General features: G+C 47.2%; 15 protein-coding genes. 9 read left to right on the top strand and 6 right to left on the bottom strand.

Annotation, left to right across the window (positions count from 1 at the left end; all coding sequences use genetic code 11):
• The first annotated feature begins 26 nt into the window (after positions 1-26).
• Together srlR and gutQ are read left to right on the top strand one after the other, a co-directional pair.
• A complete protein-coding gene (srlR, locus tag ACSPHG_RS04995; RefSeq protein ID WP_435952425.1) occupies positions 27-800 on the top strand; it encodes a glucitol operon DNA-binding transcriptional repressor SrlR in 774 nt (257 codons plus the stop codon).
• Positions 793-1,758, top strand: a complete 966-nt coding sequence (gene gutQ, locus ACSPHG_RS04990) for an arabinose-5-phosphate isomerase GutQ (RefSeq protein ID WP_435952424.1) — start codon at positions 793-795, stop codon at positions 1,756-1,758. The genes srlR and gutQ overlap by 8 nt, the downstream gene beginning before the upstream one ends.
• Positions 1,759-1,792: 34 nt before the next feature.
• Here gutQ and mltB read toward each other — a convergent pair whose 3' ends face one another.
• Positions 1,793-2,866, bottom strand: a complete 1,074-nt coding sequence (gene mltB, locus ACSPHG_RS04985; protein WP_435952423.1) for a lytic murein transglycosylase B — start codon at positions 2,864-2,866, stop codon at positions 1,793-1,795.
• Positions 2,867-2,882: 16 nt separating this feature from the next.
• On the opposite strand from mltB, the gene ACSPHG_RS04980 reads away from it, so the two are divergent.
• The 3 genes from ACSPHG_RS04980 (at position 2,883) to ACSPHG_RS04970 (ending at position 6,047) form a co-directional block, all read left to right on the top strand.
• Positions 2,883-3,017: a hypothetical protein gene (locus ACSPHG_RS04980; protein WP_435952422.1), complete on the top strand. Its 135-nt coding sequence runs from the start codon at positions 2,883-2,885 to the stop codon at positions 3,015-3,017.
• Positions 3,018-3,068: 51 nt separating this feature from the next.
• On the top strand, positions 3,069-3,686 hold the full coding sequence (locus tag ACSPHG_RS04975) for a plasmid pRiA4b ORF-3 family protein (protein ID WP_435952421.1): 618 nt from the start codon (positions 3,069-3,071) through the stop codon (positions 3,684-3,686).
• 432 nt (positions 3,687-4,118) lie between these two features.
• Positions 4,119-6,047: a S8 family serine peptidase gene (locus ACSPHG_RS04970; protein WP_435952420.1), complete on the top strand. Its 1,929-nt coding sequence runs from the start codon at positions 4,119-4,121 to the stop codon at positions 6,045-6,047.
• Between the two features lie 219 nt (positions 6,048-6,266).
• On the opposite strand, the gene ACSPHG_RS04965 is transcribed toward ACSPHG_RS04970, so the two are convergent.
• Positions 6,267-6,746 (bottom strand): FidL-like protein, encoded by a 480-nt coding sequence (locus tag ACSPHG_RS04965; protein ID WP_435952419.1) that lies wholly within the window; start codon positions 6,744-6,746, stop codon positions 6,267-6,269.
• A complete protein-coding gene (locus tag ACSPHG_RS04960; protein ID WP_435952418.1) occupies positions 6,743-7,465 on the bottom strand; it encodes a winged helix-turn-helix domain-containing protein in 723 nt (240 codons plus the stop codon). The genes ACSPHG_RS04965 and ACSPHG_RS04960 overlap by 4 nt, the downstream gene beginning before the upstream one ends.
• 308 nt (positions 7,466-7,773) lie before the next feature.
• On the opposite strand from ACSPHG_RS04960, the gene ACSPHG_RS04955 reads away from it, so the two are divergent.
• Entirely contained in the window at positions 7,774-8,313 is a 540-nt protein-coding gene (locus ACSPHG_RS04955; protein WP_435952417.1) for a LuxR C-terminal-related transcriptional regulator, read from the top strand.
• A 57-nt stretch (positions 8,314-8,370) separates the two neighbouring features.
• On the opposite strand, the gene ACSPHG_RS04950 is transcribed toward ACSPHG_RS04955, so the two are convergent.
• From ACSPHG_RS04950 to ACSPHG_RS04940, 3 genes are all read right to left on the bottom strand, one after another.
• The gene (locus tag ACSPHG_RS04950; protein WP_435952416.1) at positions 8,371-9,201 is read right to left on the bottom strand and encodes a fimbrial protein; all 831 of its coding nucleotides are present in this window, start codon (positions 9,199-9,201) and stop codon (positions 8,371-8,373) included.
• A gap of 207 nt (positions 9,202-9,408) precedes the next feature.
• Positions 9,409-9,963: a fimbrial protein gene (locus tag ACSPHG_RS04945; protein WP_435952415.1), complete on the bottom strand. Its 555-nt coding sequence runs from the start codon at positions 9,961-9,963 to the stop codon at positions 9,409-9,411.
• On the bottom strand, positions 9,964-10,557 hold the full coding sequence (locus ACSPHG_RS04940) for a hypothetical protein (protein WP_435952414.1): 594 nt from the start codon (positions 10,555-10,557) through the stop codon (positions 9,964-9,966).
• 845 nt (positions 10,558-11,402) lie between these two features.
• On the opposite strand from ACSPHG_RS04940, the gene ACSPHG_RS04935 reads away from it, so the two are divergent.
• From ACSPHG_RS04935 to ACSPHG_RS04925, 3 genes are all read left to right on the top strand, one after another.
• Positions 11,403-11,948: a fimbrial protein gene (locus ACSPHG_RS04935; protein ID WP_435952413.1), complete on the top strand. Its 546-nt coding sequence runs from the start codon at positions 11,403-11,405 to the stop codon at positions 11,946-11,948.
• Positions 11,949-12,032: 84 nt separating this feature from the next.
• Positions 12,033-12,596, top strand: a complete 564-nt coding sequence (locus ACSPHG_RS04930) for a fimbrial protein (RefSeq protein ID WP_435952412.1) — start codon at positions 12,033-12,035, stop codon at positions 12,594-12,596.
• 18 nt (positions 12,597-12,614) lie between these two features.
• Complete coding sequence (locus ACSPHG_RS04925) at positions 12,615-15,173, top strand: outer membrane usher protein (RefSeq protein ID WP_435952411.1); 2,559 nt, start codon at positions 12,615-12,617, stop codon at positions 15,171-15,173.
• Positions 15,174-15,249 lie beyond the last annotated feature (76 nt).

Below are 15,249 nucleotides of genomic sequence, written 5' to 3'. Positions count from 1 at the left end.
AATTTATTGCAAGGTAATAAGAACCTATGAAACCACGCGAGCGGCAGGCAGCGATCCTGGAACACCTGCAAAAACAGGGAAAATGTTCGGTAGAAGATCTCGCCCTGCACTTTCAAACTACCGGCACCACGATCCGTAAAGATCTGGTGCTGCTCGAAACGGCCGGCAGCGTGATCCGCACCTATGGCGGCGTGGTGCTCAGCAAAGACGAACCCGATCCGCCTATCGACCACAAGGCGCTGATCAATACCCTGCAGAAACAGCAGATTGCCGACGCGGCGGTGAAGTACATCCACGACGGCGACTCGATTATTCTTGATGCGGGCAGCACCGTGCTGCAAATGGTGCCCCTGCTCCAGCGCTTCAACAACATCACGGTAATGACCAACAGCCTGCACATCGTCAACGCGCTATCCGAGCTGGATAACGAACAGACTATCCTGATGCCCGGCGGCACCTTCCGCAAAAAATCCGCCTCGTTTCACGGCCAGCTTGCCGAAAACGCCTTCGAACACTTCAGCTTTGACCGGCTGTTTATGGGCACCGACGGCATCGATCTTAACGCGGGCGTCACCACCTACAACGAGGTGTATACCGTCAGCAAGGCCATGTGCAACGCGGCGCGCGAGGTTATCCTGATGGCAGATTCCTCGAAGTTTGGCCGTAAAAGTCCGAACATTGTCTGCGGGCTGGAGAGCGTCGACACCATCATTACCGACGGCGGCATCAGCGGCGAGTTTCTGAACGCGCTGCGTGAAAAAGGCGTAAACGTGATTGTGACCGGAGAAGAAGATGAATGAGCGAATGATTAGCGCCGCGCGCGAAACCCTGCTGCTGGAGCTACAGGAAGCAAGCCGCCTGCCGGACAGGCTGGACGAAGGCTTCGTTGCCGCCGCGACCGCCGTACTTAACTGCAAGGGCAAGGTGATCGTTTCGGGGATGGGCAAGTCCGGGCATATCGGCAAAAAAATTGCCGCAACCCTTGCCAGCACAGGCACGCCGGCTTTCTTCGTTCATCCTGCAGAGGCGTTACACGGCGATTTAGGGATGATCGAAAGCCGCGATATCCTGCTGTTTATCTCCTATTCCGGCAGCGCGAAGGAGCTGGATTTGATCGTTCCGCGCCTGCAGGAAAAGGGCGTGACGCTGGTTGCCATCACCGGCAAAGCCGATTCGCCGCTGGGTAAAGCCGCGCTTGCCACGCTTGATATTTCGGTTGAGCGCGAAGCCTGCCCGATGCGCCTCGCCCCAACCTCAAGCGCGGTTAACACGCTGATGATGGGCGATGCGCTGGCGATGGCCGTGATGCAGGAACGCGGCTTTAACGAAGAGGATTTTGCGCGCTCGCATCCCGCCGGTGCGCTGGGCGCGCGCCTGCTGAACCGGGTGCATCACCTGATGCGCACGGAGGAAAAGCTGCCGCAGGTGGCGGATTCCGCGTCGGTGATGGACGCCATGCTCGAGCTTAGCCGCACCGGGCTTGGCCTGGTTGCCGTCTGCGATACCGGGCAGCGGGTGGCGGGCGTGTTCACCGACGGCGACCTGCGCCGCTGGCTGGTGGGCGGAGGCAGGCTGCAAGCGGGCATTAAAGAAGCGATGACGACGTCCGCCACGGTGCTCAACGCCGACGCCCGCGCCGTCGAAGCCAAGGACATTCTGATGAAAAAGCGCATCAGCGCGGCGCCGGTTGTAGACGCAAACGGCAGGCTGGTGGGCGCAGTCAACCTGCATGATTTCCATCAGGCAGGCATCTTGTAGGGAATTTTGTCGCCCCCTGCCGGGGGCGACGGCTTTACTGTACGCGCGCCAGCGCCACGGCCTGGCCGAGCTGCCAGACCGCCATCGCATAGTGCGTGCTGTGGTTATAGCGGGTGATGGTGTAGAAGTTTGGCAGACCGTACCAGTACTGGTAGCGATCGCCCATATCCAGGCGCAGCAGGCTGGCTTCCTGATGGTTGCCGAGCGGCTGCTGCGGGCTGAGGCCCGACTGGCCCAGCGCGGAAACCGAGTATTTCGTATTGAAGCCGTTTGCCAGCCCCGGCACCTGGCCGTTTGCCGGTACGGCAACCAGATCCCCTTTCACCCAGCCGTGAGCTTTAAAGTAGTTCGCCACGCTGCCAATCGCGTCTTCCGGGTCCCACAGGTTGATGTGCCCGTCGCCGTTGAAGTCCACCGCGTACTCCTTAAAGGAAGACGGCATAAACTGGCCGTAGCCCATCGCGCCCGCGAAGGAGCCTTTAAGCGCCAGCGGATCGTCGCCTTCGTTACGCGCCATCAGCAGGAAGGTTTCCAGTTCGCCGGAGAAATACTCCGCGCGGCGCGGGTAGGCAAACGACAGCGTCGCCAGCGCGTCGATAATACGGGTTTTGCCCATCACGCGGCCCCAGCGCGTTTCCACGCCGATAATGCCGACGATGATTTCCGGCGGCACGCCGTAAACCTGGAAAGCGCGTTTCAGCGCGTCGTCATGCTGGTTCCAGAACGCCACGCCGTTTTGCACGTTGTCCGGGGTAATAAACTTGCCGCGATAGCGCAGCCACGCGCCGTTCGGCCCGGCCGGTGGCGCGGTGGTCGGCGCCTGCTGGTCCATCAGGCGCAGCACGTAGTTAAGCTTTTTCGCCTGCGACAGCACCTCGTGCAGCTGCTGGCGGTCGAAGCCGTGTTTGTTCACCATCTTATCGATAAACTTTTCGGCCTCCGGGTTGTAGGCAAAATCCCCGGTCTGCATAAATACGTCATGCTGCGGCTGGAGCAGGAAACCGCCCGACGGCGCGCCGCTGGTCTGCGGCTGAGTTTCAGTTTTTGGCTTGCTGCTGCAGGCGGATAGCAAAACAAGAAGGGGAAGTAACGCGGCTGTATAACGCATGGGCTGGGATATCCGTATGGCTCAACGAAAAGGTATCCCTTATGGTAAATCAAAATCGCCGCTTCGTGCCTTCCTTTACGTTAATGAAAAGAAAAATCGCCTGCAGCAATTCTCCTATCTGTCACTCACCGCGCTTTATTTTCAAACGTAGATGGCTATCATTTTCTCTCGCGATTTTTAACTCATGATGCAGAGGGAAAACATGCACAGCTTTTATCTCTTGAAAATAACCCTTTTGGAAACCAACCCGAAAGTCTGGCGTCGTTTTGTCGTGCCATCAACGATTACTCTCGATCGCTTACACGATGTTATTCAAATAGTTATGGGCTGGCAGGAAAGCCATCTGCATGAGTTCGTATTTAAAAAAGCGCATTACACTGAAAACCCTGAATACGGGACAAAAGACCAGAATGAAGCCTTCGTCAGGCTGAACGAGCTGCTAAAACGCAGCGGTAATACGCTGCAATACGTTTACGACTTCGGCGATGACTGGCGGCACGAAATCGTCCTCGAGGATAAAAACTATCCTCAGGACGACCCTACGATGCCCGTTTTTTGTACTGCGGGTTTGATGGCCTGCCCGCCGGAAGACAGCGGCGGGGCTCTTGGTTACAACACTTTGTTAGAAGTCCTCAGCGATCCTGACCACGAGATGCACGAAGAAACACTGGAATGGATTGGGCTGGATGGCGCATCGGCCGAAGAGTTTAGCGAGAGCATTAGCCACTTCGAACCGGCGGAGGTAAACGATAATCTTGCGATGTACTTCCGCTGGTCGCGGGAACGCATGTTGCCGCTGTTTGAAGAAGAAGAGTATTAATTCGCGTAGCTATCGCTGAGAGGTACACGCTTGCCTCTTAGTGATGCGCTTCGAGTTAGTTAAGATCCCGTGCCGGGCGTGCGGGATCGCTCTGCATTATTCCAACGAAGCTGGTTAATAGAACCAACAAAATTATTCACCGCCCGATAAATTACTTAGGCGGTTTCATGATAGTCACGATTAATAAATGTAACGCATAAGTGAATATAGGTTAACAATAAAGACTTTACATTCCTAAAATCGACCAGGAACTCCCTCAAAATCCTAAAAGCGTTAAATTAATGACACATTGTAAGGATATATTTTTGTTTGGTTGTACATTAATAAAATGCTTACGCTAGTATGCATGCGCTTAGTTATTATTTCTAAGCGTTACTAAATAACTCTGTATTCAGATGGCATTGATATAGACCTCGTTAAAAGGAATAGAAAATGAATCAATATATTGTAAAGATGAAAACCTCTGCATCATCATATGATGGTAAAAACCTGAAACAAATCCTACCCGATAACATTAAAGAAAGAGCGCGAATTTTTCTCAATAAACATAACTGCTCAAAAGAATCGGATGAATACTTGGATAATTTGTCATCCTATTATACTTTCACCTCTGCAGATGAATTATCAGAAATACAGCTCAACAGATTGAGAAGTGAACATAATACCGATTTAGTCTATAAATATATCGCTCCCGAAGCGGACAACAACAGCCTTACTCCAATTGGGCCAGTTAAACAAAAGCTTGAAGGTAGCGTTAAAAACATCGGGGAGTTTCAGCCTGAGAATAATCCATACTTTATCGAACAACGGCAGGTCTTTGCTAACCCCTTCGGCATCGATGCTCTATACAGCTGGTCAGTGCCTGGCGGCGACGGAAGCCAGGCAAGCATCTATGTCGTAGATGATGGTATCGACGACGTAGAAGACTTTGAGGGTACAGTCAATATTCTTGCCAGCGAAGAGAAGCTTCAGCATGGCACGGCCGTCACCGGATTGATGAAGATGCAGGATAATAATATCGCCGGTATCGGCATTAGCCCTAAATCTACGGCATACTTTCACTATGCACCCAAGCCTACAGAAGAAATCGTCGCGGTTTTACTGAAAGCTTTAGATTTCCTGGAACCAGGGGATGTAATCAATTTTTCTTACCAGAGAGAATATCTTCCTGTAATTTTGGAACCATTATATTTCGATGCAATTAAAACGCTTACAGAGGCAGGAATTGTCTTCGTTCTTATTGCAGGGAATGATACGAAAAACCTGGATGAAGTTACAAACAGTGAAGGGAAGTATATTTTAAACGTCAACTCACCTGATTATGCCGATAGCGGTGCAATCATCGTCAGCGGCTGTCTTCCAGAGTTTAACTTACCGCGGGCATTAAACTATGGCAGTATTGTTGATACGATGGCTTTCTGTGAAGGTGCTCTGACAGTCTCTACAGGCGATAATGGCACCCTGTTTGGGGGGACGTCAGCCGCAGCGCCAATAATCAGCGGCGTTGTACTAAACATACAGTCCGCATTAAAAGCCGCAGGGCGTCCACCGCTGAAGCCTAAAGAAGTTAGGGCTTTGCTGCGCGATCATAATAATGGTCAAAGCAGTTCGACGATTTACCCTAACGAGCACGTGTCGTTACCATCATTGCGTAAAATTTTTACTACACTGGGTTTGCCTGCCGGCAGCTACGACGGTAATTATGCCGTTGATGCTAAAACCTTAAAAGCAATGCAGGATAAAGTAGACGGCCTGTTTTTAGACAAAGAACACACGGTACTGGTTGATACGGTAAATGCGGGTACCATCAATGATGTTGAGGAATATTTAAATAACTCACCTTTCTGCGAACTCAAACGTAGCCTGTTAGTTGAGATACAAAACGCCTACAAACTTATCTTTAAATCTGCCGTAGAGCTTATCCCCAGTTCAAAATTGTTAGATCCTGAAAACTGGGACTTTTCAGGAGAGAAAAGCGTTACGTCCGGGCCCGGTGGCTTAGTGTTAGCCTATAGCGATGGTTCCGACCACTTAGGAATATCCTACCGGGATGAACTCGTATTTGAAAAAGGTAAGCGTTACCGCTTGCGCCTAAGCTATAGGGTATTCACCGGCGGTTTGGGCGCAGCGATGCTCAATTTTGGTGCTATTTCGATAGAGGACGGCAGCGCCATTAATAGCGACATGGCCGTAACGGGTGTGTTTAAAATGACCTATCGTTTAAATATCGATCAGGAAATATTTTTAGACTATATTCCAGAAGAAGACCTGGTGACAACAAGTGTGCCAGCATTCTATTTTAGCTATATACCTGCATCAATTATACTACGTATAAATTCTATTTCTGTTATTAGTTATTGATGGTATCCTCACAGGAACTAAGAAATATTCTAGAGCATCAGCACGATGGAATACTCTAAACCATAATGACTTGGTAGACGTCTAATGTCATTTTTTGGGAATCCACGCCACTAATCATAAGGGTCTGAAACTTATTACCTGTTTCGCGACCCTTATGATTCTTAAATGAGTCAGTAAGCATAACCAACTAAGCAGCATATAGAGGGAATGCGCCACGATTTACCGGTACACTTTAGCACAAACGAAATACGGACCTCTGTTTAATGAGAAGACATAGTTATCATTATCCAGCAGGTTTAGGCTGACGACTCTGTGGGTGCCCTCGGTTAAAAATGCCAGCTGCCTGCGCGCTAACGTTTCGGGCACAGTATCCCCCCCGCTCTTCATCACCTCTGTAATACGCATATCATACTGCCACCCGCTGATGCGTTTGTATTCTATCCTCACCGAACGATCGACATCATACACAGCTTTATTATCCCAGACTTCACCATTAACCTGATTTACCGCAGTACCATCAAGAAAGAAGGACAACTCCTGTACGATGCTAAACGTCTGCTTGCGGGTGATATTGTTCTCGTAGGATGTTAAGGTACCTGAACAGATAAACCTTAAATTATGGTGATAATTGTAGACGGCAAGGGCAGTAATGCTCACGACTATGAGTAGGGCAAATGCATAGATGATAATTCTTTTCATTTTCGGTCCCAGTCGTCGACATAGATGGTCTCACAGTTGTTTTGCGAATCCGGCCATTCAATACATTTTGCAAGCATGACGCCACCTTTCTTTTTGACGTGCAGAGATTCTTGCGCATAGAAATAGAAATGAGTATTGGGTGCACAGGTTGCCTCACCCAGCTGAGCAATGTTATCCGCAACCCCCATTTCAAATGCTTTATCACCATGATTATTAGCCCCCGAAATATCTATGATGGAACAGTTATCTATGTACCCCATCACATTCTGCGGCTGTGGAATCAGTGTATTTATTCGGTAAAACATCACCAAAATTAAAATGATAGCTATTATGACACCCCATACCCAGATCTTGTTGGCCCGGATGTTTTTTTTATTAAACGGCTCGCTTGACACTGCGACTTCGCTACTGAAGATATAACCAGACTTAGGTATGGTTATAATCATTTCTCTCTCGTCGAAGTAAGCCGATAAAATTCTCCTGATGGTGCTGATGTACTGATTTAAGGTATGTGATGACGGAATCAGACCCGCCTTCTCCCATACCTCTTCGAAGATCTGCTGGCGAGTTACCAGCTCGCCGTGATGAGAAATAAGAAAGGCGAATATCTTATTAACCAGCGGTGTCAAGATTACCGACTCGCTTTCATGCTCTGCAAGCAGTCTTATCGTACCGTCTACCGAGCGATAGATAACCTTGCCCTCTATTATGTAGTTCATGACCCACTTTACCGCATCATTTGTAATACCGCTTATCGTACTAAGAAACTAACCGCGCCGTATGAGATACCTTACTGCAGCAAATAAGTCAGAACATAAAACCATTAAAAAATAAAAAGCAGCGTATAAATTTCATAAAAATCACATATAGCATTATAATGTTGTTTGCCTAGCCGTTAATCCTATTCTTACGCCAAGCCAAAACTAACGCAAAAACCACACCACAAATATGGTCATGGCCATCGCTACGCTTTTGCACAAATTACGTAGATTGTTAAGAAGCAACGTTTAGAATTAATGGATAAATCATGTTTAATCACATCGCATTAGACGCCATAAACAATACCTATTTGAAAAACGGTATCGCTGGCTTACTTGAGGACAGTCAGTCATTTTCTTATTTTAAATCACGGCTGTTAGACTTACAGGAAAGCCATAATTGCATTACCTTTACTGACCAAATCTCTGTGATGATAAAAAAACTAGGCACAGACCACGATGACCTGATTGTCTACTGCGATGATGATGTGAATATCGATGGGTGGACATGGCTGCCGAGTGATTTTTTAAGCTGGAAGCATGTTTTCTCTTTGTCTGGTGCCGATAGTATAAAAATTGAAAAAGGTCGCATGAGAAAAGTAGAACTGACGGTAAAGGAAAATCTAGTGTTGAGAATGTCCGCTGAAGGCTTGTGCCGTGATGCAATATCCGGAAAGCTCAGTATGCCAACAAGAACTGTGAATTATTTAAAATCAAAAGGCATGAAGAAGCTTGGGATAAGTGGTAATCTTGAGTTACTTGTTTGGAGGGAATATAGTAATTATTATTTAATACAGAATGATAATTAATTAAGAACAGTAGTTAATTAATTCCATCAACTACTGTTTATAATTAAGGTTATTTTATTATTGGATATTCATTACTAGCACAGCATTGGCAGTAAATTTTCCTGTAGCTATTTCATCCAACTTTATTATCGGATCACGGACTGCTCCGAACTCGAGATTAATATAACTGTAGCCGGTGCTAAAGTTGACATCTTTCTTGTATGATGGGGTTACTATTTTTCCATCATCGATTAAAGCTATAGCTACTCCATTTAGATTGGTTGAAACTAACTCTTCACCTGCTATTGGAGAAGGCGTATATTCGAAATGGTAGTTTGCATTAACCCCTGCATCACGCGTGCACAATACGGATATTGATTTTTTAACAGTTTGTGTGGACTGAGGTGCTGTTGCCATTGAGCCTCGCTCCAGTGTCCCCATATCAACGCTTAGCGTTCCAGTATCTCCAAAATTTAAATAGCAGGTTGCCGGAGTATCTGGCAATTTGTGACCATCTTGGCAGGACATACCATCCTTTGATGCCCATTCGATCCCATGATCATCAACTAAAGACAAACACATCGTGTGAGTATAAGAGATTTTTACAGTACGATTTGCCCCACCAGCACTCGGTTGTTGCTGATATATCGTTTTTGAGCTAGATAATTTAAATGACTTTACTCCATCAATAGTTTCGGTACTATTACTTATAGTACATCTTGATGACGAAGTCGTAGGACATATATGTAGCCTCGCAGTATATGTACCAGCAATGGGAACATATTCCCTAAACTCGCCTAAATATGATTCTGATACTCCCATCTGGTAAGTTACACCTGCTCCAACTTTCAAAATCCCTGTGCTATCTGCTTTTGAAGTGGTCACACAAACTTTATTTCCCATTGCCATATTTATAGCGCCAGTACCACAACTCGTTGGTAGTGGTGGCTCATAAATTCCACTTATTGCAGTTTGCGACAGTGTTAATAACAAAGAGAATAGTATTACATACAGTAAAATAAATCTCGAACGGAGGAGCATAAATAACCTCTAACTTTATTTTTGCAAAAATAAGATAAAACGACTCACCGCAACTGTAGGCTAGCCATACCTATTTCAATAATAGATTGCCACTAACGTACCTGTTGCTGAGAATGGACTCTCTGGCAAATCGGCTGTCGGATCTTTGACAAGTTGAACTTCAAGTTTGGGAGGTTTGGAAGGATCTGATAGCGTGAAAGGAATGTCCAATGCCATTGGGCTGCCATCTTTAAGGATTCTAACTCCCAGTTCATGCACGTCACTGCCCAACAGGTCGGAATCAAAACTGCTTTTGGTACCAATAAATTGCAATGCGACAGTATTGCCTGATAGAAGATTTTCACAATTTAGATCGTAAGGGATAGGTCGCACGAAACTTCCGCTATCTATCTTGGCGATGCTTACATTTCCAAACGGTATGTTTATTATTCCATCATTGCTTACCTTACAGTCCGCCGCCATGCTTATCTTTCCCTGGAAAGAAAATGGCTTCGAATCCCCTGCTTGATTTGAAATCGCCAACGAGGAAAAAGAGGCTAAGAGCAGCGCCATTGTCATAAAATTATGAGGTTTTAACATCGCATTCTTTTGAAAATCTCTCAAAATGAAACACACTTTCATTATCTTCATTTAGTCGAATTCCATTACTAATGTTGCGCCACTCGTCACGCTATCGCCGTCGGTTAACCCGTTCGCACTGCTGCCTGAAGAGCCATCAGCAATCTGGACAACTTCAACTTCCATGCGGGGTTGTTGATTCATATCTACCTCAAACGGTGTACCGACATCCTGCGCATTACCATCAACTATAAGGCCAAGCCCCAGAACAGTATTCAAAGAACCATCTTTTGCATTTTTAAATTGCAGCACCTTGCGGCCATCTGGCAATTGAATCTCACCCATCGATCCTCTAAGCGTCATTTTTGTTTTACCCAAAAAATCACCACTGCATTGCATCTTGACATCCAGATCAGCACGCTTTTCCCCTACCAATACATAATGTCTGGTGTTAGTACTAATGTATGGCCTGCTAACAATGATGTCCCCCAAATCGATTTGTTGATCGGGAGCGGCAAATAGACATTTTCCGGTTGCGGTAACAGTGCCAGTAATAGTCATGTTCATTTTGTAAGTTTCTCCCCCCTGGCTGGGGGTAGAAATCATAATACTGAAAAAAAAAGTTAAGGAGAGATTCTGAAGTATAGCGTTCGTCATGGTTTTCATGTTTTGTAGGACTCCGCTGAACAGATAACCTCTGTTTTCGAGGAATAGTAGGTGCCGCATTTCGAATACCTATCATATTGGTTTTTATACAATTGGATAACAAAACTAACTCCAAAGAATTAGTGCACGAGTTATATTTAATAACTCACAAACGATCTTTCAAAGAAGAACCGGGCTAAGTTTTCCACAAGTAGTTACGAAGAGTCAAATAATAGATAAATTGTGTACCTGCATACCTCTACCCTGAAGAAAGAATCTTGCTCACATTCTTAAAATAAAGCTCATATGATTACTCATGAAGGTGTAAAAACTTATAAAAAGCAAAACAAAGTCATGAGACCGTATAAAATATACTGCTCAAATTCCTAATTAAAACATTTATAATTACAATTATTGTTACTTGGATGTTGCAATTTACTTTGGCTAGAAAACAATACCAACAAAAAAACAAATACAGTCATGCATATGAAAATTAATGATTTATTTCACCCCCCCCCTTCTTTAAAGTGAAGCTAAATGTATTCTCACTTAACTACACCCATCGATTTCATTTGAATTTCACACTATTGTTTCGATTTTGTTAATAGTAAACTGCATGTACAAAAAATCTTAAAGTACATTCAAAAAGATTAATTTACGCCGTTTGACAATCATCTAAGACAATAGCAATAATGGCGGCGTTCGGATGACTTAATAGCATTTAGCCGCATTAGATTTTAGCATGTAATTAACGGAACCATATTAGCATTAATATATGGGGCCGCTATTTACCTGAACAGGTAAAAGGCATAAGCAATATCGAACAACAATGATAATTTAATCTACGAAAACACGGAAATATGAGAATGAAAAAGATCGCACTGGCATTAGCAGTATCTTCTATGATGGCAATGGGTGCTGCGAATGCAGCGACGACTTCTACTGATTTGGGCCACGGTAAAATTACTTTCACCGGCTCTGTAATTGATGCTGCTTGCTCTATTGACTCCCAGAGCCTGTCTCAGGACGTAGAGCTGGGCGCAATTGCAAAACACGCCCTTGAAAACAACGGCAAATCAACCCCGATTGATTTTAAACTGACTCTGCGTGACTGCGACACTGGCAGCCTGTCTGCCGGTACTGCAAGCATCACCTTTAACGGTGTTGCAGGCAATACCACAGAAGGTCTGGCAGAATCCTTCGCAACCACCGGTCAGGCAGCTGGTACCGTTGGCGTAGTTATCACCGACCTGGGCGGCAACGTCATCAAACCAGGTGATGCTTCCCAGCCAATCGCTCTGGCAACCGGCGATAACGATATGGAATTCCAGGCCTATGTGCTGGGTGCAAAATCTTCCATCGCTACCGGTAAATTCCAGTCCGTTGCTAACTTCGTGATGGATTACCAGTAATAGTCTAAAAAGAGTCTGCACATTTTATTGTGCAGGCTCTTCTATATCCCTTCATGCGATTATTTTGGGTGTCCAGAATTAAATATGACATTCTCATTAAATATAAATAAAGTGCTTTCTTCCATAACGCTGCTCGCTGTATTAGCAATACCTGGTGTTGGCTATTCGGTAACAATGATTCAGGGAAAACCCCACGGCAGAGTAGGTATGCAAGGCAGCATTATCGACGGTGCCTGCGCTATAGACACCGGAAGCCAAAAGCAGATTATTGATATCGACCTTACCTCAGTCGATAGCCTGTCAAGGGACAATGAGGGTCATAAAATTGATTTCCATATTAACCTCAAAAACTGCTCCCTCGATCCCGCCAATCCATCACAACCCGACTGGAGCGCGTTTCGGGTAACTTTTGACGGCCAACGAGGTGAAAATGGAAGTTTTAAAACGGACGGCGACGCCAAAGGGTTTGGAATAAAAATTTTCGATAGTGAAGGTGCTTCTATATTACCAGGCATCCCAACCGGCGCGCACGAAATAAGCTTAGGTAAAATGCAGTTAGATTATGTATTAAAACTGGTCAGTAACCATGAAATATTACAGCCAGGTGAATACCAAACCACTATACGTTTTAAACTGGATTACTACTAGTCACTTAGGGTACCTGTAATGATTAATATAAATTCTAGTCTATTCTTCAATGGAAGAGTGGCCGGGTTCCCTCTACGGCCTATTGCAGCAGGAGTTATTTTTGTTTTAATCTCCGGGATGACGGAAGCTGCTATCGCCGCTGATAGCGCAATAGAATTTAATACCGACGTGCTCGATGTAAAAGATCGCTCAAATATCGATCTCAGCCAGTTCTCGCGAGCCGGGTATATTATGCCCGGTGAGTATGTATTAGCCGTACGCGTTAACAAAAGCGCACTTCAGGAAAGAGCCATAAAGTTCTTCGCGCCGGATAGCGACCCTGACGGTAGCGAACCCTGCTTCACGCCTGAAATTATTCATGAATTAGGGCTAAAAGCCGAGGCGGAAAAAGAGCTTGTTGCCTGGCACGGCGGTCAGTGTCTCAGCCTTACCCCCCTCAACGGGGTGACGGTGCGCGGTGACTTAGGCAATAGCGCTATCTATGTCAACATGCCTCAGGCTTACCTTGAATATACCTCAGAGAACTGGGACCCGCCCGCGCGCTGGGATGAAGGCGTCCCCGGCGTGCTGTTTGATTACAGCGTTAACGCGCAAACCGTGCATCAGCAGAGTCAGTCCGGCAGCGATACCCGCTCGGTGTCAGGTAACGGTGTCGCCGGGGCAAACCTCGGCCCGTGGCGCATGCGCGCCGACTGGCAGGCACAATACAACCACTCGGGTAGCGAGAGCACGCAGAACCTTAACTGGAGCAGCTACTATGCGTACCGCGCCATTTCCGCCCTGCGCGCAAAGCTGACCCTTGGAGAGGGTTATCTCAGCTCCGGCATGTTTGACAGCTTCCGCTATCTCGGCGGTAGCCTGGTGTCCGACGATAACATGCTGCCACCCAACCTGCGCGGCTATGCGCCTGAAGTCACCGGCGTTGCCAAAACCAACGCCAAGGTTACCATTAGCCAGCAGGGGCGCGTGCTGTATGAAACTACCGTCGCCGCCGGTCCGTTCAGAATTCAGGATTTGAATAATGCGGTTAGCGGGAAGCTGGACGTTAAGGTTGAAGAACAGGACGGCAGCGTAAGCACCTTCCAGATGGATACGGCAAACATTCCCTATCTGACCCGTCCCGGCATGGTGCGCTACAAGTTTGCCCTCGGGCGCCCTTCTACCACCGATCATAAAACCAGCGATTTGACCTTTGCCAACGGGGAGTTTTCCTGGGGGGTAAACAACGGCTGGTCGCTTTACGGCGGGGGACTGGGCGCAGACGGCTATACCTCTGCGGCGGTTGGGGTCGGTCGAGATCTCTTGGCCCTCGGGGCCATCTCTGTCGATATGACACAGTCTCGTGCGGAGCTTCCGGAAGAAGGGACTAAAAGCGGCGGCTCTTACCGGGTGAGCTATTCAAAACGCTTTGCGGAAACCGACAGCCAGATAACCTTCGCGGGCTATCGCTTCTCGGAGCGCAACTTTATGAATATGTCGCAATATATTAACCGCCGTTTTTATTCACAAAGCTCGGCTAACCTTGGCGGCGGTAAGGAGCTTTACACGCTAACGTTTAACCAGCAGCTAAGGGAGCTGAATTCCAGCGTCTACCTGAGCTATAACCATCAAACCTACTGGGACAGACCAACGAATGATAACTACAGCCTGTCTGTTGCCCACTACTTTGACTTGGGAAGGCTAAAAAACCTCAGCGTAAACGGCACGGCGTTTCGCAATAAATATAACGATAACAACGATGATGGCATCTATATGAGTCTGAGTATTCCCTGGGGCAACAGCGGCACGCTCAGCTATGACGCATCGGCTAACGGCAGCTCCAACAGCCAGTCGCTGCGCTACAACGATCGTATAGACGATAACACTTCGTACAACGTCGCCACCGGCGTGACGGACGGACAGGGCAGCGGAAGCGGCTACATCACCCATCTTGGCGATAAGGCTGAAGTGTCAGGTTCTGCGAGCGTTCAGAATAGCGAATATGCTTCCTTAAGCATGTCCGTACGCGGCGGGATGACGGCGACGGCACACGGCGCCGCGCTGCACAGAACGGGCATTCAGGGCGGTACGCGAATGATGGTCGATACAGCAGGCGTAAGCGATGTTCCCGTTCAGGGCTACAACGCCGTGACCAACTCGAATATATTCGGTAAAGCGGTGGTCAGCGATGTGAGCAGCTACTATCGCAACACCGTTTCGGTAAACCTCGATAAGCTGGGTGATAACGTTGAGGCCACCCGCTCCGTCGTAGAGGGGACGCTGACCGAAGGCGCTATTGGCTATCGTAAATTTGGTTTAATCGCCGGACAAAAAGCAATGGGCATCGTCAAATTAGCGGATGGAACAACGCCGCCGTTTGGCGCCACCGTGCTGAATAAAGACGGCCAGCAGACGGGTTTATTAAACGATGAGGGCAGCGTGTGGTTAAGCGGTATCGTCGCCGGTGAAACAATGACCGTAAACTGGGACGGCATCGCACAATGCAGTATTTCGCTGCCTGACCCGCTGCCGGAAAATATTTCCAGCAACGTTCTGCTGCTTCCGTGTAAATTATTAAGTTCTGAAAAAATTCAGTAATGCGAATAATGACCATGGATGGGTTTTTATAATGTAGAAAAACCTGGCCATAGGGAACGTTATTTTTAGCCGCTGG

The organism is Dryocola baronae, assembly GCF_051297175.1.
GTDB lineage: Bacteria > Pseudomonadota > Gammaproteobacteria > Enterobacterales > Enterobacteriaceae > Dryocola.
The sequence above is the reverse complement of the archived record's forward strand: the minus strand, read 5'-3'. Positions and strand labels throughout refer to the sequence as shown.